Genomic DNA, 22,423 nt, shown 5'->3' on the forward strand with positions numbered 1-22,423 from the left:
GGACACTCTGCGGTTCGCCCCGGTGCACGGGGTTCGTCCGGATAGTCGAGGCGACCCCCTCCGCGGGTTCTCGCCGGAGCAAAAAGTGACCGGGGTCACATTCGCGGGCAACGGCTACGATAGCGGGAAATCGAACGCTGGCGGGGAGTTTTCGTGACAGTGGCCGGAGAAGCGCGCGAACGGCTGAGCCCGCGGGTCGCCAAACAGGTGCGCGATCTGATCCTGACCGGCGCGGTCCGCGGCGGCGAGCGGCTGCGGACCGAGCATCTGGCCGAGCGCCTCGGCGTCAGCGCCACCCCGGTCCGCGAGGCGTTGATGGCGCTCGCGGGCGAGGGCATGGTGGATTTCCGTCCAGGGCGCGGATTCCGGGTGATCCCGGTGACGCGCCGCGACGTCGTGGACGTCTACGCGATGCAGGCCTACGTCTCCGGCGAGCTGGCCGCGCGGGCGGCGGAAGCCTTCGACCCGGCGGGGCTGGCGCGGTTGGACGACCTCCAGCGCGAGATCGAGAAAACCGTCCGCGACGGCGACCTCGACGCGACCGAGCGGGCCGATTTCGCGTTGCACCGCATGGTCAATCATGCCGCCGCCTCGCCCAAGTTCACCTGGATGCTGTCTTTGACGCTCCGGTACGTGCCGTTTTCGGCGTATGCGGACATTCCCGGCTGGCCGATCCTCGCGCGCGACGACCACGATCGGGTGCTCGCTGCCCTGAACGAGCGAAAGCCGGACGCGGCGCGGGAGGCGATGGCGGCGCATATCCGCGAGGCGGGGGACCTGCTGGTCGACTTCCTTGCGGCACAGGGCGTCCTCGCGGCGCACTAGACAGCCGGTGCGTTTTCTATAGAATCCGCCGGGAGCGAGAGAACCCAGATCGAAGGAGACCCGGTGGCGGAGCGCGACGTGCTGTACCTCGGCGGCGAATGGGTACGCTCGGATTCCCAAGCCACGATCCCGGTGGAAAACCCGGCCACCGAGCAGGTCCAGGCGCACATCCCGGAGGGCACGGCCGCCGACGTCGACCGGGCGGTCCGGGCGGCGCGCGAGGCGTTTCCGGCATGGGCCGCGACCACGCGGGCGGAACGCGCTGAGCTGCTGGGCAAACTCCTCGACGGGCTGGCGAAGCGAGCCGACGAGATCGGCGAGACGATCGCGAAGGACGTCGGCACGCCGCTGCGGATCGCGACCAGGATCCAGGCCGCGCTGCCGCAGACCGACGTGAAGACGTACGTCGATTTACTCGGCCAGGACGAGCCGGAGGAGAAGGTCGGCAACTCGCTGATCGTCCGCGAACCGGCGGGCGTGGTCGCGGCGATCACGCCGTGGAATTACCCGCTGCACCAGATCACTTGCAAGATCGCTCCGGCGCTGGCAGCGGGCTGCACGGTCGTGGTCAAGCCGAGCGAGGTCGCGCCGTTGAGCGCGTACCAGTTGTTCGACGCGATCCACGACGCCGGTTTTCCGCCCGGCGTGGTCAATCTGGTCACTGGATACGGGCCAGTGGTGGGCGAGGCGCTGGCGACGCATCCAGAGGTCGACGTCGTGTCGTTCACCGGTTCGGTGCGAGCCGGCACTCGGGTGGCCGAGCTGGCGGCACGCACGGTCAAGCGCGTCACGCTGGAGCTGGGCGGCAAGTCCGCCAACGTGATCCTCGACGACGCGGACCTGGCGACGGCGGTCAAAGTCGGCGTCTCCAACGCGTTCCTCAACGGCGGCCAGACCTGCACGGCGTGGACGCGCATGCTCGTCCCGCGCGAGAAGCACGACGAAGCGGTCGCGCTCGCGAAGACGTTCGCCGAGGGCTTCACCACGGGCGATCCGTTGGACCCCAAGACAAAACTCGGCCCGCTTGTCTCGGCAGCCCAACGCGACCGGGTGCGCGGCTACATCGAGAAGGGCATCGCCGAGGGCGCGACTCTGGTGACGGGCGGTACTGAAGCTCCTGCCGGCACAGGCTACTTCGTCGCACCGACAGTTTTCGCGGGCGTGGACCCGGATTCGACGATCGCGCAGGAGGAGATCTTCGGCCCGGTGCTGTCGATCATCCCGTTCGACGACGAGGAGGACGCGCTGCGCATCGCGAACAACTCCCGCTACGGCCTGCACGGCGCGGTGTGGTCCGCCGACCAGGACCGGGCGCTGGCCTTCGCGCGCAAGGTCCGGACCGGGCAGATCGACGTGAACGGCGGGGCGTTCAACCCGCTCGCCCCGTTCGGCGGCTACAAGCAGTCCGGTCTCGGCCGCGAGATGGGCCGGGCCGCGCTCGACGAGTTCACCGAGCTCAAATCCATCCAGCTCTAGCACGACCCGAAGGAGAAGACACCGTGGTCAAAGCCGTGGTTGTGCGCGAGCAGGGCGGCCGTCCGGAGGTGTGCGACATCGCGTTGCCGCCGGTCGGGCCCGACGACGTGCGGGTGCGGATCGCGGCCGCCGGGGTGTGCCATTCCGATCTGTCCATGGTGGACGGAACGCTGCGCCCGCAGTACCCGTTCGTGCCGGGACACGAGGCGTCCGGCGTCGTGGCCGAGGTCGGCAATGAAGTCGCGCACGTGCAGCCGGGGGACCGGGTGGTGCTCAACTGGGCCGCCGCCTGCCGGGAATGCTGGTTCTGCCTGGCCGGAGAACCGTGGTTGTGCGCGGCGATCGAGGGCGTCACCACGTTGCCGCGCGGGGAGTTGGACGGCGAGCCGCTCAACGTCGTGCTCGGCGTCGGCGGATTCGCCGAGGAAACCGTGGTGCCCGGGCGATCCGTCGTGCCGCTGCCGGACGGCGTTCCGCTCGATCTGGCCGCGTTGATGGGCTGCGCGGTGCTGACCGGGGTCGGCGCGGTGCGCAATACCGCGAAAGTCCGAAAAGGACAGAGCGTGCTCGTGCTCGGTCTCGGCGGGATCGGATTGTGCGTGGTGCTCGGGGCGAAACTCGCGGGAGCCGGGCAGATCATCGCGGCCGACCTGTCGCCGGAGAAGGAAGCGCTCGCCCGCGCGGCCGGCGCGACGGATTTCCTGGTGAGCGACGACAAACTCGCCAAACAGGTGCGTGGGCTGACCGACGGTCGCGGCGCGGACTACGCCTTCGAATGCGTCGGCGCGGCGACGACGATCCGCGCGGCGTGGAGTTCGGTGCGCCGCGGCGGGCATTGCACGGTGGTCGGCGTCGGGCGGAAAGACCAGCAGGTCGTGCTGAACCCGCTGGAGATCTTCCACTTCGCCCGGACGCTCACCAGCACTGTCTACGGCGCTTCCGACCCGGACGTCGACATCCCGGTTCTCGCCGGCGAGGTCCGTTCCGGTGCGCTCAACCTGGAAACCCTGGTGACGCACCGGATTTCGCTCGAGGAGGTCGGCGAGGCGTTCGACCGGATGCGGCAGGGGCAGGGCGCCCGGTCGCTGATCCGGATCGGGGACTGAAAGACCGGCCGGGACCCGCAGCAAGGTCCCGGCCGGTCCTCGATCAGTCGGCCACGTCCAGCGCGGCCTGGATAATGCTGTCCGTGTCGATGCCGTGATGCCGGTACACGCTCTCCAGATCCCCGGACTGCCCGAACCGCGTCACGCCCAGGTGCGACGCCCGCACGCGATGGACGTTCGCCAGGAACGCCAGCGTGTGCGGATGTCCGTCCAGGACCGTCACCATCGGCGCGGACCGTTCGGATGGCAGTGCCGACTCCAGGATCCACGTCTCAGCCGTGTCCTGCCCCGCCCGCGCCTGCACAGCGCGGAACAGCAGGCCGGGACTCGTCACGCACACCACATCGGCGTGCTTGCCCAGCGCGTCCAGCCGGTCGGCGGCTTCCAGCGCCTCGGTGACCATCGCGCCCATCGTCACCAGCGTGACGTCCGGGCGGGCCACCGCGGCGGTGCGGATCGGATACGCGCCCGCCACGACCTGGCGGCGGCGACGTTCCCGCGCGGCCGGATCGGTCGGCACCGCGGCCAGGCTCTGGTCCACCGGACGGGTCGACAGCCGCAGGTAGGCGGAAGTTCCGTCGGGACGGCCGAGCCGCGACAGGGAAGCCAGCAGGGTCCACTCGACGTCCAAGGCGAACGCCGGTTCGTACGTCACGCAACCAGGCTGTTCCAGACCGACCGACGGCGTGGTCACCGACTGGTGCGCACCGCCCTCGGGCGCGAGCGTGACGCCGGAAGGCGTACCGACCAAAATGGACTGTCCGCCGCCGTAGATGCCGAACGACCACGGCTCCAGCGCGCGCTCCACGAAGGGGTCGTAAAGCACCCCGATCGGCAGCAGCGGACGGCCCCAGCGCGACCACGTGGTGCCGAGTTCGCCGAGCGCGCTCACCAGGTTCACCTCGGCGATGCCCAGCTCCAGATGCTGCCCGCTGGGCCGCTCGCGCCAGTGCAGGATCGTTTCGGGGTCGTCGGCGAACCAGTCGACGCGCTCCTGCGGCGACCACACGCCGACCTTGTTGACCCAGCCGCCGAGGTTGGTGCTGGACGAGACGTCCGGGCACAGCGTCACGACGAGTTCCGCCGCTTCGGGAGCTTCGCGGGTCAGGTCGAGCAGTGCGCGGCCGAGCGCGGCCTGCGTCGTGGTGCGGCCAGAAGGCGTGCGGCCGATGTCGGACGGCAGTGCTGGAACCGGTTGCAGCGAAACGGTTTCCCGCTCCAGGCGGGTGGCGGTCGAAGCGCACAGCTGGGCGGCGGCGGAGCCTTCGGGGAACTTCTGCCACGGGTTGTCGGGCGAGATTCCGACCCGCGAGGCCAGCGAACCCAGCTGCTCGGCGGTCAGCAGCGACGAGTGGTTCTGCGGATGTCCTTCGCTGGCGAGGCCGAATCCCTTGACGGTGTAAGCGAAAACGACGGTCGGCCGGTGGTCGTCGATGGCGTCGAACGTGTCCAGCAGCGCGGACAGGTCGTGGCCGCCGAGGTTGCGGATCGCAGCGTGCAGCGTGTCGTCGTCGAGCGTGTCCAGCAGCGGGGCGAGTTCCGGCGTCGTCAGGCGCTCGCGCAGCTGCGCGGGGGTGCAGCGGATGAGGCGCTGGTACTCCGGGTTCGACATTTCGTCGATGCGCGCCCGCAGCGCTGAGCCGCCCGGCCGCTCGAACAGTTCCTGCAGCAGCCGGCCGTACTTCACGGTCAGCACCTGCCAGCCAGCCGCCTCGAACATGCCCTGCAGCCGGGTCGCGCCGATGTTCGGCACCACGCGGTCGAGCGACTGCCGGTTCAGGTCGACGATCCACACGACCTCGCCCAGTTCCGCCACGTTCGGGTCGAGGATCGCTTCCCAGCACGCGCCCTCGTCCAGTTCCGCGTCGCCGACCAGCGAGTACTGCCGTCCGGTGCCCGCGCCGCCGCCGTGGGATTCGACGTAGCGCCGCGCCAGCGCGCCCCAGATCGGGGCGGTCGCGCCGATGCCGACGGAACCGGTGGAGTAGTCGACGCGGTCCGGGTCCTTCGAGCGCGACGGGTAGCTCTGCAGGCCGCCGAACTCGCGCAGCGTCGTCAGGTACTTCTCGTCGAGGTCGCCGAGCAGGTAATTGATCGCGTGCAGCACGGGGGAGGCGTGCGGCTTGACCGAAACCCGGTCCTCGGCGCGCAGCCGGGCGAACCACAGCGCGGTCATGATCGACACCATCGAGGCGCTGGACGCCTGGTGCCCGCCGACCTTGAGCCCGGTCGGATTGGGCCGGACGCGGTTCGCGTGGTCGATGATCGCGGTGGACAGCCACAGCACCCGGTCCTGCACCTCGCGCAGGACGGTCACCGTGTCGTTGTCCGGAAGGCGTTCGGGGGCGGCGCTGCTCACGACGGATCGGACCTTTCTTGGGCGGAAAGTTCAGGACAGTCCAGCAGAGCTGGGTAGGGTGCACAACAAGCGCGTTCGACATTGCGCAGAACGCCCAGGACAGCACCTCGCGGTGCGGAGAGGACTGCGCAGCATGCCCAGCACTCAACGGCTCGACGCCACCGACGCCCGGATCCTGCTCGCGCTCGGCCGCAACCCGCGGGCCACCGCCGTCGCGCTCGCCGACGAGCTGGGCCTGTCCCGCAACACCGTGCAAAGCCGGCTCGCCCGCCTCGAACAAGGCGACGCGCTGCGCTCGGCCGAACACCGGATCGACCCGGCCGCGCTCGGCTACCCGCTCACCGCGTTCGTGACGGTGCAGGCGCGGCAACGGCTGCTGGACGAGGTCGGCCGCGCGCTCGCCGCGGTGCCGGAAGTGCTGCAGGTGCGCGGATTGACCGGGGCGCAGGACCTTCTGGTGCACGTCGTCGCGACGGACGCGGACGATTTGTACCGGATCGCCGGGGAAATCCTGGAAATCCCCGGCGTCGAGCGCACCAACAACGCGCTCGTCATGCGCGAGATGGTGCCTTACCGGCTCACCCCGCTGCTCGAGCGCGCTGCCCGGCGCTGAAAATCACGGCTGGTCGTCGGCCGCCCGCTCGCGGCCGCGCTGCAGCATGGTCCGGTGCGCCCACACCAGCAGCGGCGCGGCCAGCAGGCCCCACAGGAACCAGCCGGTGTCCCCGGCCATCAGGCCGAACACCAGCATCAGCAGAACTGTCGCCTCGGCGAGCACGAGGATCTGCCGCCACCGCCGGGACTGCGCGGGCAGCACGCCTTGGCTCAGCGTCGCGGCGAACACGGGGTCGCTCGCGGCGAGTTCCTCTTCGATCTTCCGCAGGGCGCTGCGGTCGCGATGGGGCAGCATGATCCCCTCCTCGGGCAGGACGGGCCGGTGATCGCTCAAGTACCAGTGGAGTACCCGCCCCCGGTCGCCGTCAAGCCCGGGTTTTCGCGGGAATAATCGCCCGTGCCCGGGGCCGTTGCAAACTGAAACACGTTCTAATAACGTGCCGGGGGTGAGATACGGGATCGTGTTGTTCACCAGCGACCGGGGCATCTCCCCGGCGGCGGCCGCCCAAGCCGCGGAAGAGGCCGGATTCGCGACGTTCTACGTGCCCGAGCACACTCACATCCCGATCCGGCGCGACGCCCCGCATCCCCGGACCGGCGACTCCTCGCTCCCGGACGACCGCTATCTGCGCACGCTCGACCCGTGGGTCGCCCTCGCCAGCGCGGTGCCGGTGACCTCGACGATCCGGCTGGCGACCGCGGTGGCGCTGCCGGTGGAGAGCGATCCGATCACGCTCGCCAAAACGGTCGCGACGCTGGACCACCTGTCCGGCGGCCGGGTCACGCTCGGCGTCGGGTTCGGCTGGAACACCGACGAACTCGCCGACCACGGGGTGCCCGGTAAGCGGCGGCGCACCGCGCTACGCGAGTACCTCGAAGCGATGCGCGCGCTGTGGACCGAGGAAGAGGCGAGCTACTCCGGCGAGTTCGTGGAGTTCGGGCCGAGCTGGGCGTGGCCGAAGCCGGTGCAGCCCAAGGTGCCGGTGGTCGTCGGCGCGGGCGGGAACGAGCGCACGTTCCGCTGGATCGCGCGGCACAGCGACGGCTGGCTGACCACGCCCGGCGAGGGCGACATCACCGGGAAAGTCGCGCAGTTGCGCGAAATCTGGCGCGAGGAAGGCCGGGAGGGCGAGCCGGAGGTGATCGCGCTCGGGCCGCGCCCGGATCCGGAAGGGCTGGCCAAGCTCGAGGCGGCGGGCGTCACCGAGGTCGTGTTCGGGCTCCCGGACCGCTCGGCGGGCGAGGCCGAGGCGTGGCTGGACCGGCTCGCCGGAAAGCTCGGGCAGCTGGCCGGAGCCTGACGGCGTCCACTTCGGACCGCATTACCTCCGTTGGTATGGACCTGCGCGCTGGAAGAGCAAAAAGCGCCTGAACGGGTGAACCCGGCCGCCACGCGTCATTCCTGAGGCGGCCTTCCCTCTTGTTTCGTGTGGCGGTGACCGGCCGGCACGCCCCCGACCGGCCGGTCACCGCTTCGCCCGTCTGCGGCGGCGAGGCGAATGGCGCCGCGCGGCGCCGCCCGGGACACTGGTCCGGTGCGCATTCCCGTTCCCCGGACCGAAACGTGACCCCCGAACTGGCCGAACTGGCCGCTGCCCACGGCGTCGCCACCCGCTACGAAAACGCCGACCAAATCGAAGTACCGGTCGACCCAGACGTCGTGATCGCCGTATTGGCGCAGCTCGACGTCGATGCCGGTACTCCACAAGCAATTCAGCGAGAATTGGCCGCAGTGCGGGAAGCCCGTGCCTCGCAAGCCTTGCCGCCGACTGTCGTGGTGCGCGCCGGGCAAGAACGCGAACTCGGCCAAGCCGCCACCGTCGAACTCGAAGACGGCACAGCGCGTGACGTCGGCACCACACTTCCGGCTGACCTTCCGCTGGGCTGGCACGAGATCGTGACCGCAGAGCAACGGGTTTCGCTGGCTGTCGTCCCGGACCGGCTGCCCGCGGTGCCTCCCGCGTGGGGCTGGATGCTGCAGCTTTACGCGCTGCATTCCGAACAGTCGTGGGGCATGGGCGATTTCGGCGATCTCGCCGCGATGGCGTCCCGGTCGGCCGCCGAACTGGGCGCGGGCGTGCTGCTCGTCAACCCGGTGCAGGCGATCAGTCCGGCGCATCCGGTCGAGCGGTCGCCGTATTCGCCTTCCAGCCGCCGGTTCGCGAACCCGCTGTACCTGAGGGTCACCGACACCGAAGCGTTCGCTCGCGCCGATGAAGACACTCAGCGACAGGTACGGGCGCTAGCGCCGGATCCGATCGGCGAACTGATCGACTACGACGCCGTGTGGACCGCCAAACGCGCCGCGCTGGAACTGCTGCGCCCGTACCACCCGCACCCGATCGAACTGGACGACGACCTCCGCGATTTCGCCGCGTTCGGCGCGCTCGCCGAGGTGCACGGCAGCGACTGGCGCGAGTGGCCCGAGCCGTTGCGCGATCCCGGCAGTGCCGAGGTGGCCGCCGCGCGGGAGGAACTGGCCGAGCGGATCGAGTTCCACGGCTGGCTCCAGCAGCTCTGCCACGAGCAGCTCGACAACGTCCGGCGCGCCGCGCGCGAGGCGGGCATGCCGGTCGGCGTGGTGCACGATCTGCCGGTCGGGGTGCATCCCGGCGGTGCGGACACCTGGGCGCTGCGGAACGTGTTCGCCGCGCGGGTGCGGGTCGGCGCGCCGCCGGACGCGTTCAACCAGCAGGGCCAGGACTGGAATCTGCCGCCGTGGCGGCCGGATCGGCTCGCCGAAGCCGGGTACGCGCCGTTCCGCGACGTCGTGCGCGGCGTGTTGCGGCACGCTGACGGCATCCGGGTGGACCACGTCGCCGGAATGTGGCGGCTGTGGTGGATTCCGCCGGGCGAACCGGCTGGTCGCGGCACGTACGTGCACTACGACGCCGAAGCGATGCTCGGCGTGCTCGCGCTGGAAGCGCATCGCGCGGGCGCGGTCGTGGTGGGGGAGGACCTCGGCACCGTCGAGGACACCGTCACCGAAACCATGCACGAACGCGGCCTGCTCAGCTCCGCCGTGCTGTGGTTCCAGCGCGACTGGGACGCGCCCGGCAAGCCGTTCGTCCGCCCGGAGAGCTGGGATCCGGACGCGATGGCGAGTATTTCAACGCACGACCTGCCGACGGTGTCCGGCTGGCTCGACGCCGAGCACGTCCGCGTGCGAGCCGAGCTCGGCCAGCTCGACCGTCCGGTGGAGCAGGAGTACGCCGAAGCGGCGGCCGAGCGGACGGCGTTGCTCGAACTGGTTGCCAGCGAAGGAATTCCGGACGACGACTTGGTGGTCGCCTTGCACACGCTGCTCGCTTCGGCGGCGTCGCGGCTGGTGCTGACCGCACCGGCGGACGTCGTCGGCGAACGGCGCCAGCCGAATTTGCCGGGCACAGTGGATGAGTACCCTAACTGGCGCATCCCGCTTCCCGTCACTGTCGACGGGTTCTTCGCCGACCCGCGGGTGCGGGCGGCGGTCGCCCCGCTCGCCGCGGCCCGCCCGGTGCGCTGAACAACTCGAAAAGCCCGTCCGGACAACGAAAACCGATGCCCAAGGAGAAGCCCTGTGCGGCCCTGGCCCGGAAAGCCCTACCCGCTCGGCGCGACCTACGACGGCGTGGGGACGAACTTCGCGCTGTTCTCCGAGGTCGCCGAGCACGTCGATCTCTGCCTGTTCGACGACGAGGGCAACGAAACCCGCTCGCGGCTGGAGGAGGTCGACGGCTTCGTCCACCACGGCTACCTGCTCGGCGTCGGCCCCGGGCAGCGGTACGGATTCCGCGTGCACGGGCCGTACGACCCGAGCCGCGGCCAGCGCTGCAACCCGAGCAAGCTGCTGATCGACCCGTACGCCAAGGCGTTGTCGCGCGGCGTCGACTGGAGTGAAGCGCTGTTCAGCTACCGCTTCGACGACCCGGAGCAGCTCAACGAGGACGACTCCGCCGGTCACGTGCCGTATTCGCTGGTGGTCAGCCCGTTCTTCGACTGGGCCAACGATCGCGCGCCGCGGGTGCCGTACCACGAAACGGTCATTTACGAGACGCACGTGCGCGGCATGACGATGACGCACCCGTTCGTGCCGGAGCGGCTGCGCGGCACGTACGCCGGGCTGGCGCACCCGGCGATCGTGGAGCACCTGCAGAAACTCGGCGTGACCACAGTGGAGCTGATGCCGGTGCACCAGTTCGTCACCGACCACGGTCTCGACGAAAAGGGCCTGCGCAACTACTGGGGTTACAACACGATCGGGTACTTCGCGCCGCACGACGGGTACGCCGCGATGCAGGGCCAGGGCGGACAGGTGCAGGAGTTCAAGGGCATGGTCCGCGCCCTGCACGAGGCGGGCATCGAAGTGATCCTCGACGTGGTTTACAACCACACCGCGGAGGGAAACCACCTCGGCCCGACGCTGTCCATGCGCGGCATCGACAACGAGGCGTACTACCGCTTGGTCGAGGACGATCCGCAGTACTACATGGACTACACCGGCACCGGGAACTCGCTCAACGTGCGCAGCCCGCACACGCTGCAGCTGATCATGGATTCGCTGCGGTACTGGGTGACCGAGATGCACGTGGACGGCTTCCGGTTCGACCTCGCCTCCGCGCTGGCCCGCGAGTTCTACGACGTCGACCGGCTGTCGACGTTCTTCGACCTCGTGCAGCAGGACCCGATCGTGAGCCAGGTGAAGCTGATCGCCGAACCGTGGGACGTCGGGCCCGGCGGCTACCAGGTCGGCAATTTCCCGCCGCTGTGGACGGAGTGGAACGGGCAGTACCGCGACACCGTCCGCGATTTCTGGCGCGGCGAGCCGTCCACGCTGGGCGAGTTCGCGTCGCGCATCACCGGTTCGTCGGACCTCTACCAGGACGACGGCCGCCGCCCGTTCGCGTCGATCAACTTCGTGACCGCGCACGACGGCTTCACGCTCACCGATCTGGTGTCCTACAACGAAAAGCACAACGAGGCCAACGGCGAGGACAACCGCGACGGCGCGGACGACAACCGGTCCTGGAACTGCGGCGTCGAGGGCCCGACCGACGACGAGGAGGTGCTCGCGCTGCGCGACCGGCAGCGGCGAAACCTGCTCGCCACGCTGCTGCTGTCGCAGGGCGTGCCGATGCTGCTGCACGGCGACGAGCTCGGCCGCACCCAGCAGGGCAACAACAACGCCTACTGTCAGGACACCGAACTGTCCTGGATGGATTGGGAACTCGCGACGGAGAACGCCGACCTGGTCGCGTTCACCGGCGCGCTCGCCGCGTTCCGCAAGGCGCATCCGGTGTTCCGCCGCCGCCGGTTCTTCCAGGGCAAGCCGGTGCGCAAGGGCGAGGAACTGGGCGACATCGCCTGGTTCACGCCCGCGGGCGAGGAGATGACCGAGCAGAACTGGGACGACGCGTTCGGCAAATCGGTGGTGATTTTCCTGAACGGGGAAGGGATTCCGGACCTCGACCCGCGCGGGATGCCGGTGGAGGACGATTCGTTCTTGCTCGCGTTCAACGCGCACTGGGAGGACATCGCGATGACACTGCCGGGCAACGGCTACGGTCGCGAATGGACAGTCGTGGTCGACACCGAGACCGGTGCCGTGGGGGAGACGGACGTCGAGCCGGTCGAAGGCGGCGGCAAGTTCACGCTCGCCGCGCGCTCGCTGGTCGTGTTGCAGCGCACCGCCAAGGAGGGCGAATGAGCACGCCGTCCTCGACATACCGGGTGCAGTTGCGGCCGGAGTTCGGCGTCGCCGAGGCTTCCGGGATCGTGGATTACTTGCGCGAGCTGGGCGTCGGCGCGTTGTACGGCTCGCCGATGCTCGACGCGACGCCCGGGTCCACGCACGGCTACGACGTCACCGATCCGACGCGTGCCCGGGGCGAATTAGGCGGCGAAGAGGCGCGAAAGGCGTTGTCGGCGCGGCTGAAAGACGCCGGGCTCGGGTTCGTGGTGGACATCGTGCCGAACCACATGTCCGTCGAGGCGCCGAAGGCGAACCAGTGGTGGTGGGACGTCCTGCGGAACGGCCAGAATTCGCCTTACGCGCCGTTTTTCGACATCGACTGGACACGCGGACGGTTGCTGCTGCCAGTCCTCGGCGACGACAACGACGAGCTGACCGTCGAAGGTGACGAGCTGGTCTACTACGACCACCGCTTCCCGATCGCGCCCGGCACCGGCCACGGAACGCCGCGAGAGGTGCACGCGCGCCAGCATTACGAGCTGGTCGGCTGGCGGCGCGGCAACCGCGAGCTGAACTACCGGCGGTTCTTCGACATCACGAACCTGGCCGCGGTCACCGTGGAACGGCCGGAGGTGTTCGCCGAGACGCACGGCGAGGTGCTGCGCTGGGTGTCCGACGGCGACGTCACCGGCCTGCGCGTGGACCATCCGGACGGGCTCGCCGACCCTGGCGGCTACTTCCGGCGGCTCCGCGAGGGCGCGCCCGGCGCGTGGCTGGTGGCCGAGAAGATCCTGCACCCGGGCGAGGCGCTGCCCCAGAGCTGGCCGGTCGACGGGACCACCGGATACGACGCGCTGCGCGAGATCACCGGCGTGTTCGTGGACCCGGCCGCCGCGTCGGTGTTCACCCGGCTCGCCGCCGAACAGGGCGTCCGCACCGACTACCACTCGGTCGAGGAACGCGCGCGGCGTTTGGTGACCGACGGCATCCTGGTCGCCGAGGTGCACCGGATCGCCGCGCTGCTCCAAGGCGTGGACGCGGACGCGGCCCGCGCCGCCGTCGCCGAGGTGATGATCGCGTTCCCGGTCTACCGTTCTTATCTCCCGGAGGGCACCGGGCATTGGGCGACGGCCGTCGCGCGGGCGCGCAAGCGGCGGCCCGAACTGGCCCCGGCGCTCGACGCGCTCGACAGCCAGGTGCGCGGCGCGCCGGACGGCGAACTGGCGACGCGGATCCAGCAGACGTCCGGCATGGTCGTCGCGAAGGGCACCGAGGACACCACGTTCTACCGGTTCACCCGGTTCGCCGCGCTGAACGAGGTCGGCGGAAACCCGGACCGGTTCGGCTTGAGCACCGGGGAATTCCACACGCTGGCCGCGGGCCGGGCGGCCGCGGCTCCGGCCACGATGACCACGCTGACCACTCACGACACGAAGCGCTCCGAGGACACCCGCGCGCGGATGGCCGCGCTGTCGGAGGTGGCCGACGAGTTCGCGGTCGCGGTCCGGAGGTGGACCGCCGCGCGCGGGATCGACGAGCCCGCGCTCAATCTCCTTGCGTGGCAGACGCTGGTGGGCGCGTGGCCGATCTCGCCCGAGCGGTTACGCGACTACCTCGACAAGGCCGCGAAGGAAGCGAAACTCCGCACCTCCTGGACGGACCACGACGAGGACTTCGAGCGAGCCGTCGCCGAATGGCCGTCCGCGGTGCTGGGCGATGCGGACTTGGCGGCGGACGTCGAGTCGTTCGTCAAGCGGGTTCGCGGCGCGGGCTGGGCGAACTCGCTGGGACAGAAACTGGCGCAGCTGGCCGGACCCGGCGTGCCGGACGTCTACCAGGGCACCGAGCTGTGGGACTACTCGCTGGTCGATCCGGACAACCGCCGCGAGGTCGACTACGCCGTCCGGCGCGCCCTGCTGGAACGCGTCCAGGTTGGCGAAACTCCCGAGATCGACGAGACCGGCGCGGCGAAGCTCTTGGTGGTGCACCACGCGCTGACCCTGCGCCGCGACCGGCCGGAACTTTTCACCGGATACCGGCCGCTGCAGGCCGAAGGCGTTGCCGCGGAGCACCTTCTGGCCTTCGAGCGCGGCGAGGGCCTGGCCGTCGCGGTCACGCGGCTGCCGCTCGGGCTGGAGCGTGCGGGCGGCTGGCGCGACACTGTCCTGCCGCTGCGCGCTGGCGAATGGACCGACGTGCTGACCGGCCGCGGGGTCGGCGACGCACCGCAGGCTTCGGCGTTGTTCGACCAGTACCCAGTCGCGCTTCTGGTGCGGGAGGACTCCTGATGTTCCGCGTATGGGCACCTTCGGCCGAGCGCGTCCGCGTCCGCGTGGACGGCACCGACCACGAGATGACGGCCGCCGCCGACGGCTGGTGGCAGGCCGACGTCACTGGCACCGACTACGCCTTCCTGCTCGGCGAGGACGACTGTCCGCTGCCGGATCCGCGCTCGCTGCGCCAGCCGAACGGCGTGCACGAAGCGTCGCGCGTCTACGACCACTCGGCGTTCCAATGGACCGACCAGTCGTGGACCGGACGGCAGCTGCCCGGCGGCGTGGTCTACGAACTGCACGTCGGCACCTTCACCGAGACAGGCACGTTCGACGCGGTCATCGACCGGCTCGGGCACCTCGTCGACCTCGGCGTCACACACGTCGAACTGCTCCCGGTGAACTCCTTCGACGGCACCGCGGGCTGGGGTTACGACGGCGTGCTGTGGGGCGCGGCGCACGAGCCGTACGGCGGTCCCGACGGGCTGAAACGCCTGGTCGACGCTTGTCACGCACGCGGGCTCGCCGTGGTGCTCGACGTCGTCTACAACCACCTCGGCCCGTCCGGCGCCTACCTCGACCGGTTCGGCCCGTACTTCGCCGGCCGCACCGACTGGGGCGCGGGTCTGAACCTCGACGGCGAGGGTTCCGACGAAGTCCGCCGCTACGTCCTCGACAACGCCCTGGGCTGGCTGCGCGACTTCCACCTCGACGGCCTGCGCCTGGACGCCGTGCACGCCTTGGTGGACAAACGCGCCGTGCACCTGCTGGAAGAACTCGCCACCGAGGTCGAGGCGCTGTCCGCGGCTCTGAACCGGCCGCTGACGCTGATCGCCGAGTCCGACCAGAACGACCCGAAGCTCGTCACCGCTCGTGACGCCGGTGGCTACGGCCTGCACGCGCAGTGGTCCGACGACCTGCACCACGCGCTGCACGTCCGGCTCACTGGCGAAACCACTGGCTACTACACCGATTTCGCCGAGCCCGGCGCGCTGGCCAAAACCCTGCGGGAGGCGTTCTTCCACGCCGGGACCTGGTCGTCGTTCCGCGCCCGCACGCACGGCCGCCCGCTCGACCGGCGCGTCGCCCCCGGCCACCGGTTCCTGGCCTACCTGCAGGACCACGACCAGATCGGCAACCGCGCGACCGGCGACCGGCTGTCCGCGACCGTCTCGCCCGGCCTGCTGGCCTGCGGCGCCGCGGTGGTGTTCTGCTCGCCGTTCACGCCGATGCTGTTCATGGGCGAGGAATGGGCCGCGGAGACGCCGTGGCAGTTCTTCGCGTCGTTCCCGGACCCGGAACTGGCCGAGGCCGTCCGCACCGGCCGCCGCCGCGAGTTCGCCCGGCACGGCTGGGGAGAAACGGACGTCCCGGACCCGATGGACCCGGCCACCGTCGCCCGCTCGCGGCTCGACTGGACCGAACCGGGCAAACCGGGCCATCGGGAGATCCTCGGTCTGTACCGGACGCTGATCAGGCTCCGCCGCTCGCATCCGGAGCTGACCGATCCGCGGCTGAACCGGGTGGTGGTGGAGACCGCGCCGGACGATTCGTGGCTCATCCTGCACCGCGGCGGACTGCGGCTGGCGTGCAACTTCGCGGCGAAACCGGTCGAGGTCGCGGTGGCGGGGGAGGTGCTGGCTTCGTGGGGGAATCCCGAGGTGGGGGATGAGGCGACGGTGTTGCCCGCGGAGTCGTTCGTGGTGGTCGCTACTCGCTGATCTCCGGGGTCATGGGCCGGGCCTGAGCCCAGTGCTTCTCGAACTCGGCCGCGCTGATCTCCCAGTCCGCGGTCTCCGGAGCGAAGAGGTCCGCGAAGGGCGGGTTGAGCGGCCAGTCGTCGGGGCCGCTGCGCAGCGCGGTCCCGACATCGGGCACTTCGACCTGTCGGGTTCGGCGTCCGTCCGGTCCGACCTCGACCAGCCAGTCGGTGTTCTCCTCGTCGTCGTGCCGGCGCAGGTGCACGACCTCCCGATCCGCGAGCGCGCCGAACCCGGCGCGCCCGCGCTGCCTGTCGCGCTCGGCGCGCAAGCTGTCCAGCCCGGCGGGCATTTCGGCGTCGTCGACGTCGACCTCCGGCAGCCCGTCGTCCCGGTACCGGGCCACGACCTCCGGATCGGCGACCACCTCGGTCCAGGCGAACGTCTCGCGGATTTCCCGTTCGGACCGCGCCGAGATCCACCACCAGAGACCGCCCATGCCGTAGTCGTGCAGCACGAGGAAGGAGCGCTTGGCCGCGGCGTCGCCAGTCATGAGAACGGAGCGTAGCGGCGAAGCAACGACGTCAGCGCCCCAGCCACCCGGTCGCGAAGCTCTTGCGGCGCAACGACTTCCGCCAACGGCCCAAGCCGCAGCAAATCATGGACGGCCTGGCCGTGGTCCTCAACCGGAACGACCACCCGCGTCCACCCGTCCGCCTCGGCAACCCCGCTCTCCAACGCAGCACGCGCGATGGCGGGCTCGGCAAGCTGAGGCAACAGCCGCATCCCCTCCGGGGACAGTCGCAGCACCGCCTCGCCCTGGCGCCGTCGCGAGTCGAAGTCGTCGAGATAGGACTGCCAGTACCCGCCGAGATCGAAATCCTCAACCCGGTCAAAGGTCTCGTCCAGCAGCACCGTCTCCACGATCCGCGCCACCCGGTAAGTCCGGAACTCCCCGGAACGCGCGACCAAGTACCAGTGCCCGGCCTTGAGCACCACGCCGTACGGCTCGACGGTCCGGGTCACTTCGTGCGGCGCGGCCCAGCGCTGGTACTGGATCCGGACGCGGCGCTGCTGCCACACCGCGTCCGAGACGGTCGGCAGCTGCGGGGTGACCTCAGCGCCGTCGTACCAGGACGCCGCGTCCAAATGGAACCGCTCGCGGACCCGGTCCGCATGAGACCGCAGTTCGGCGGGCAGCGCGGCCAGCAGTTTGCGCTCCGTAGTCGCGACGACGGGACCGAGGCCGAGCCCGGAAGCCGCGGCGGGCAGGCCAGTGAGGAAGAGCGCCTCGGCTTCCTGCCTGGTCAGGCCGGTCAGCTGGGTGCGATACCCGTCGACCAGCCGGTAACCACCGTCGTGGCCGGGCTCGCCGTACACCGGGATCCCGGCCGCGCTCAACGCCTCGATGTCGCGGTAGATCGTCCGCGGGGTCACTTCCAGCTGCGCGGCCAGGTCGTCCGCGGTCCTCGGCTGGCGGGCCTGCAGCAGCAACAGGATGGAGACGAGACGGCTCGCGCGCATGGGAGCAGTGTCTTTGGCGCCGACTTCGTCGGCGCGGGCGGGATCGCCTTCAAGCCGGCGTCTGACGGAGCTGCGTACCCGGCCCGGGGGGCCGTGCACGCAGCTCCGTCAGACGCCGACGCGATCCCGCGTTGGGGTGAGTGGGGTGCGGCCGCTGTCTCTTCGGAGTCAGCTTTCAGCAGGTCAAGGCTAGCGGTAAGCGGTTCGCGACGGCAGTCCGGGACGGGCTGATCGCGAAGCACCACATGTACGAGGACAGCCTCGCTGTCGAGGCTGCCTTCGGGGCGCGCCCGGCCTGACCCCTGTCTGGGACGCCATCGGCCCAGGTCATCACCCCTAACCTGGGCAAGTTCAGCCAAGCGCCGGAGCCCGCCGCCGCCCCGGGTTTGAAAAGATCGGCGCATGGCACAGCGACCCGCAACCGACAACCAGGTCCTCGCCGGACGGCCGTTCCCGCTCGGCGCCCACCCGGAGGCGGGCGGCGTCCGGTTCGCGGTGACGTCCGCCGTCGCCGACGCGGTGGAGGTGTGCCTCGTCGGGGACGACGGTTCCGAGCGGCGGATCGAGTTGACCGAACGCACGTTCGGCGTCTGGCACGGCCTCGTCCCTGGCGTCACGGTCGGCCAGCGCTACGGCTACCGCGTGCACGGTCCGTACGACCCGGCACGCGGCTACCGCTGCAACCCGGCCAAGCTCCTCGTCGACCCGTACGCGCGCCGGATCGACGGCAGGCTCGCCGGGCTGCACGCCGCGCAGGGCTTCACCGGCGACCCCGAGCGCGGTCCGATGTCCACTGTGGACTCGTTGGGCGCGGTGCCGCTGTCGGTGGTCACCTCGCCGGGCGGGCAGGACACCGGGATCAAACCCGAGGTGCCGTTCGAGGAGTCGGTGATCTGCGAACTCCACGTCAAGGGCTTCACCCAGCAGCATCCGTTCATCCCGGAGGCGCTGCGCGGCACGTACCTCGGCCTCGCGCACCCGGTCGCGATCGAGCATCTGACCCGGCTCGGCGTCACGACCGTCGAACTGCTGCCGGTGCACGCGTTCGCCGACGAGCCGGCGCTGATCCGCTCGGGACGGCACAACTACTGGGGCTACTCGCCGCTGGGCTACTTCGCGCCGCACGCCGGGTACGCGAGCGAGCCGGGCCGTGAGGTCGAGGAATTCCGCACGATGGTGGCGGCCCTGCACGCGGCCGGCATCGAGGTGCTGCTCGACGTCGTCTTCAACCACACTTGCGAAGGCGGCCCGGACGGCCCGACGCTCTCGCTGCGCGGCCTCGACGCCCCGGCCTACTACCTGCACACCCGCCGCGGCCACATGGCCGACCTGACCGGCTGCGGCAACACCCTCGACGCCGGTTCGCCGACGGTCGTCCGCCTGGTCACCGATTCGCTGCGGTACTGGACGCAGGAGATGGGCGTCGACGGCTTCCGCTTCGACCTGGCGAGCACGCTCGGCCGCCCGCGCGGCGAGATGTTCGACCGCGAGTCCATGATGCTCACCGCGATCACCACCGACCCGGTGCTGTCGCGCTGCAAGCTGATCGCCGAACCGTGGGACGCGACCGGCGAGGGCTACCGCGTCGGCGATTTCGGCGCGCAGTGGGCCGAGTGGAACGGCCGCTACCGGGACACGGTCCGCGATTTCTGGCGCGGCGCGACCGGCGTCCGCGACCTCGCGTACCGGCTGTCCGGCTCGTCCGATCTGTACGACCACAACCTGCGCCGTCCGTGGCAGTCGATCAACTTCGTCACCGCGCACGACGGCTTCACGCTGCGGGACCTGGTGTCCTACAACGAAAAGCACAACGAGGCCAACGGCGAGGACAACCGCGACGGCACGAACGACAACCGGTCGTGGAACCACGGCGCGGAGGGCGAGACCGACGACGCGGCGATCGTCGCGCTGCGCACCCGCCAGGCGCGCAACCTGTTCGCGACGCTGCTGCTGTCCACCGGCACGCCGATGTTCACCGCGGGCGACGAGATGTGGCGGACCCAGCAGGGCAACAACAACGCCTACTGCCTCGACGACGAAACGTCGTGGGTCGACTGGACCCCGACCGAGACCTCGGAGCCGATGCTCGAGTTCGCCCGCCGCCTGATCCGGCTGCGCGCGCACAGCCCGGCGCTGCGGCAGCCGGAGTTCTTCGAGGGCCGCACCACGGTCACCGGCAAGCCCGACCTCGTGTGGTTCCGCCCGGACGGCGAGGAGTTCGACGAGATCGACTGGTTCGACGAGGACCGCCGCACGCTCTGCATGTGGATCGACGGGTCGAACAGCCAGGCGCGCAACCGCGAGGGCGCGCTCGTCACCGACCATTCGTGGCTGCTGGTGCTGCACGCGGGCGCGGAACCGGCCGAGATCGTGCTGCCCGGACCGGAGTACGGCGAGACCTTCAAGCCCACTTTGGACACCAGCACCGCCGACGGCACTCCGGCGAACCCCGGCGTGCTGGAGCCGAAGGCGCGGATCACGGTCGAGGCGCGGTCGTTGCTGTTGCTGCGCGCGCCGCGGGACACGGTGGAGATCCCGCAGCTTTAGTCCCGCACGCTCCGCTCACGGGCGTCAGTATCGATACTCGCGGGTAATCACCGGAACGTGGCGGGCGATTGTTAACGCAATTCGGCGTTCGTGTTGCGGGCGGGAGACGGGAATGCGTCCGGGAGTTCCGCCGAATGGGCGCGTTTCGCCCGACCGGGTGGCGGGAATTTCCGAAAAAGGCCCCGCTGTCAACGGCTTTGGAGGAATCAGGCACACTGACCGTGCTCGCGGAAGCACACTCCGACCACCCTCCCACCCACCGTGAAAAAGGGGCATTGCCATGACCGGCAGGCTCGGGATCGACGACGTCGCACCCATTGTCAGCTGCGGCCGATATCCGGCCAAAGCCGTTGCAGGCGAACATTTCCCCGTCACGGCCACGGTCTGGCGGGAGGGCCACGACGCGGTGGCCGCCACGGTCGCCTGGCGCGGTCCCGGCGACCGCGCCGCGCGCCAGACGCGGATGGCCGAGCAGGGCCGGGGGCTCGACCGGTTCGGCGCGGTGATCGTGCCCGACGCCGAGGGCATGTGGACCTACCGCGTGGACGCGTGGAGCGATCCGTGGGCCACCTGGGAGCACGCGGTCGAGGTGAAGATCGCCGCCGGGCAGGGGCCGGGGGAGCTGGCCAACGACCTGGAGAGCGGGGCGCTGCTGCTCGACCGGGTGTCGCGCCGCCCGGAGCGCCGGGCCGAGCGCCCGCTGCTCGCCGGGGCCGCGGCCGCGCTGCGCGACGACGAACGCGATCTCGCCGAGCGCGTCGGGCCGGCGCTGTCGCCCGAGGTCCGCCAGCTGATGCACGATTTCCCGGTGCGCGAGCTGATCACCAAGGGCCGCGTGCTGAAGCTGTGGGTCGACCGCAAGCGCGCCGCTTTCGGTTCCTGGTACGAATTCTTCCCCCGTTCCACCGGCGGGGTCGACGCGCAGGGCCGCGCGGTGCACGGCACCTTCGCCACCGCCGAGCGCGAGCTGGACCGCGTCGCGGGCATGGGTTTCGACGTCGTGTACCTGCCGCCGGTGCACCCCATCGGCCGCGTGAACCGCAAGGGCCCCAACAACACTCTCGACGCGACGCCGGACGACGTCGGCTCGCCGTGGGCCATCGGCGCGGACGAGGGCGGGCACGACGCGATCCACCCGGAGCTCGGCACGATCGAGGACTTCGACTCCTTCACCGCCCGCGCGGAGGAACTCGGCCTCGAGGTCGCGCTCGACCTCGCGCTGCAGGCCGCGCCCGATCACCCGTGGGTGGTCAAGTACCCGGAGTTTTTCACCACGCGCCCGGACGGCACCATCGCCTACGCGGAGAACCCGCCGAAGAAGTACCAGGACATCTATCCGGTCAACTTCGACAACGACCCGCGCGGCATCTACGACGAGGTGCTGCGCGTCGTGCTGCACTGGGTGTCGCACGGGGTGCGGATCTTCCGGGTCGACAACCCGCACACCAAGCCGCCGGACTTCTGGGCGTGGCTGATCCAGGCGGTGAAGGACGCGCATCCGGACGTGCTGTTCCTCGCCGAGGCGTTCACCCGCCCGGCCCGGCTGTGGGGGCTGGCCAAGCTCGGCTTCACCCAGAGCTACACCTATTTCACCTGGCGCACCACGAAAGAAGAGCTGACCGAGTTCGGCACCGACCTCGTCGCGCACTGGGACCACGGCCGGCCGAACCTGTTCGTGAACACTCCGGACATCCTGCACGAATCGCTGCAGCACGGCGGGCCCGGCATGTTCGCGCTGCGCGCCGCGCTCGCCGCGACGATGTCGCCGACCTGGGGCGTGTACTCCGGCTACGAGCTGTTCGAATCCGAGGCGGTGCGGCCGGGCAGCGAGGAGTACCTCGACTCGGAGAAGTACCAGCTGCGCCCGCGCGATTTCGCCCGCGCGCTCGCCGAAGGCCGTTCGCTGGAACCGTGGCTGACCCGGCTCAACGCCGTCCGCCGCGCGCACCCGGCGCTGCAGGGCATGCGGTCGCTGCGCTTCCACCACGTCGACAGCGAAGCGCTGCTGGCCTACTCCAAACAGGACCCGGCGACCGGCGACACGGTCGTCACGGTGGTGAACCTCGACCCGCACGGAGCGCACGAGGGCACGCTCTGGCTCGATCTGCCCGCGCTCGGCTTCGACTGGTCCGAACGGCTGATCGCGCACGACGAGGTCACCGGCGAGACGTGGGACTGGGGCCAGGCGAACTTCGTCCGGCTCGAACCGTGGCGGGCGGTCGCGCACATCGTGGCTCTGCGCCGCAGGCTCGCGGCCTGAACTCGACAACAGCACTTCGCGAGTGGTTATCCCGGGTCCGTTCGGGATAACCACCATTCAGCACACG

Annotated in this window: 15 protein-coding genes; 11 read left to right on the forward strand and 4 right to left on the reverse strand. The window is 70.3% G+C overall.

Features of this window, described 5'->3' with window-relative positions; translation table 11 throughout:
• Positions 1-153 precede the first annotated feature (153 nt).
• From AB5I40_RS00390 to AB5I40_RS00400, 3 genes are all read left to right on the forward strand, one after another.
• The gene (locus AB5I40_RS00390; protein WP_370936396.1) at positions 154-825 is read left to right on the forward strand and encodes a GntR family transcriptional regulator; all 672 of its coding nucleotides are present in this window, start codon (positions 154-156) and stop codon (positions 823-825) included.
• 63 nt (positions 826-888) lie between these two features.
• On the forward strand, positions 889-2,301 hold the full coding sequence (locus tag AB5I40_RS00395; protein WP_370936397.1) for an aldehyde dehydrogenase family protein: 1,413 nt from the start codon (positions 889-891) through the stop codon (positions 2,299-2,301).
• 23 nt (positions 2,302-2,324) lie between these two features.
• The gene (locus AB5I40_RS00400) at positions 2,325-3,407 is read left to right on the forward strand and encodes an alcohol dehydrogenase catalytic domain-containing protein (RefSeq protein ID WP_370936398.1); all 1,083 of its coding nucleotides are present in this window, start codon (positions 2,325-2,327) and stop codon (positions 3,405-3,407) included.
• A gap of 43 nt (positions 3,408-3,450) precedes the next feature.
• On the opposite strand, the gene AB5I40_RS00405 is transcribed toward AB5I40_RS00400, so the two are convergent.
• Positions 3,451-5,766 (reverse strand): transketolase C-terminal domain-containing protein, encoded by a 2,316-nt coding sequence (locus AB5I40_RS00405; RefSeq protein ID WP_370936399.1) that lies wholly within the window; start codon positions 5,764-5,766, stop codon positions 3,451-3,453.
• Between the two features lie 133 nt (positions 5,767-5,899).
• Between AB5I40_RS00405 and AB5I40_RS00410 the strand changes: the two genes are divergently transcribed.
• Positions 5,900-6,379: an Lrp/AsnC family transcriptional regulator gene (locus AB5I40_RS00410; RefSeq protein WP_370936400.1), complete on the forward strand. Its 480-nt coding sequence runs from the start codon at positions 5,900-5,902 to the stop codon at positions 6,377-6,379.
• A 3-nt stretch (positions 6,380-6,382) separates the two neighbouring features.
• On the opposite strand, the gene AB5I40_RS00415 is transcribed toward AB5I40_RS00410, so the two are convergent.
• Complete coding sequence (locus AB5I40_RS00415; protein ID WP_370936401.1) at positions 6,383-6,676, reverse strand: DUF3040 domain-containing protein; 294 nt, start codon at positions 6,674-6,676, stop codon at positions 6,383-6,385.
• A 151-nt stretch (positions 6,677-6,827) separates the two neighbouring features.
• On the opposite strand from AB5I40_RS00415, the gene AB5I40_RS00420 reads away from it, so the two are divergent.
• The 5 genes from AB5I40_RS00420 (at position 6,828) to treZ (ending at position 16,046) form a co-directional block, all read left to right on the forward strand.
• Positions 6,828-7,682, forward strand: a complete 855-nt coding sequence (locus AB5I40_RS00420) for a TIGR03619 family F420-dependent LLM class oxidoreductase (RefSeq protein ID WP_370936402.1) — start codon at positions 6,828-6,830, stop codon at positions 7,680-7,682.
• 263 nt (positions 7,683-7,945) lie between these two features.
• A complete protein-coding gene (malQ, locus tag AB5I40_RS00425; RefSeq protein ID WP_370936403.1) occupies positions 7,946-9,886 on the forward strand; it encodes a 4-alpha-glucanotransferase in 1,941 nt (646 codons plus the stop codon).
• 54 nt (positions 9,887-9,940) lie between these two features.
• Positions 9,941-12,067: a glycogen debranching protein GlgX gene (glgX, locus tag AB5I40_RS00430; RefSeq protein WP_370936404.1), complete on the forward strand. Its 2,127-nt coding sequence runs from the start codon at positions 9,941-9,943 to the stop codon at positions 12,065-12,067.
• Positions 12,064-14,340, forward strand: a complete 2,277-nt coding sequence (gene treY / locus AB5I40_RS00435; protein ID WP_370936405.1) for a malto-oligosyltrehalose synthase — start codon at positions 12,064-12,066, stop codon at positions 14,338-14,340. Before glgX (AB5I40_RS00430) ends, treY begins: the two co-directional genes overlap by 4 nt.
• The gene (treZ, locus tag AB5I40_RS00440) at positions 14,337-16,046 is read left to right on the forward strand and encodes a malto-oligosyltrehalose trehalohydrolase (RefSeq protein ID WP_370940429.1); all 1,710 of its coding nucleotides are present in this window, start codon (positions 14,337-14,339) and stop codon (positions 16,044-16,046) included. Before treY ends, treZ begins: the two co-directional genes overlap by 4 nt.
• Here treZ and AB5I40_RS00445 read toward each other — a convergent pair.
• Positions 16,036-16,578, reverse strand: a complete 543-nt coding sequence (locus AB5I40_RS00445) for a hypothetical protein (RefSeq protein ID WP_370936406.1) — start codon at positions 16,576-16,578, stop codon at positions 16,036-16,038. The genes treZ and AB5I40_RS00445 overlap by 11 nt on opposite strands.
• On the reverse strand, positions 16,575-17,549 hold the full coding sequence (locus AB5I40_RS00450; protein WP_370936408.1) for a helix-turn-helix transcriptional regulator: 975 nt from the start codon (positions 17,547-17,549) through the stop codon (positions 16,575-16,577). Before AB5I40_RS00450 ends, AB5I40_RS00445 begins: the two co-directional genes overlap by 4 nt.
• A 402-nt stretch (positions 17,550-17,951) precedes the next feature.
• Between AB5I40_RS00450 and glgX (AB5I40_RS00455) the strand changes: the two genes are divergently transcribed.
• Positions 17,952-20,096, forward strand: a complete 2,145-nt coding sequence (gene glgX, locus AB5I40_RS00455) for a glycogen debranching protein GlgX (RefSeq protein ID WP_370936409.1) — start codon at positions 17,952-17,954, stop codon at positions 20,094-20,096.
• A 280-nt stretch (positions 20,097-20,376) separates the two neighbouring features.
• Positions 20,377-22,356, forward strand: coding sequence for an alpha-1,4-glucan--maltose-1-phosphate maltosyltransferase (locus AB5I40_RS00460; protein ID WP_370936410.1), 1,980 nt, complete (start codon positions 20,377-20,379; stop codon positions 22,354-22,356).
• Positions 22,357-22,423 lie beyond the last annotated feature (67 nt).

The sequence above is a fragment of the Amycolatopsis sp. cg13 genome (assembly GCF_041346965.1).
Taxonomy (GTDB): domain Bacteria; phylum Actinomycetota; class Actinomycetes; order Mycobacteriales; family Pseudonocardiaceae; genus Amycolatopsis.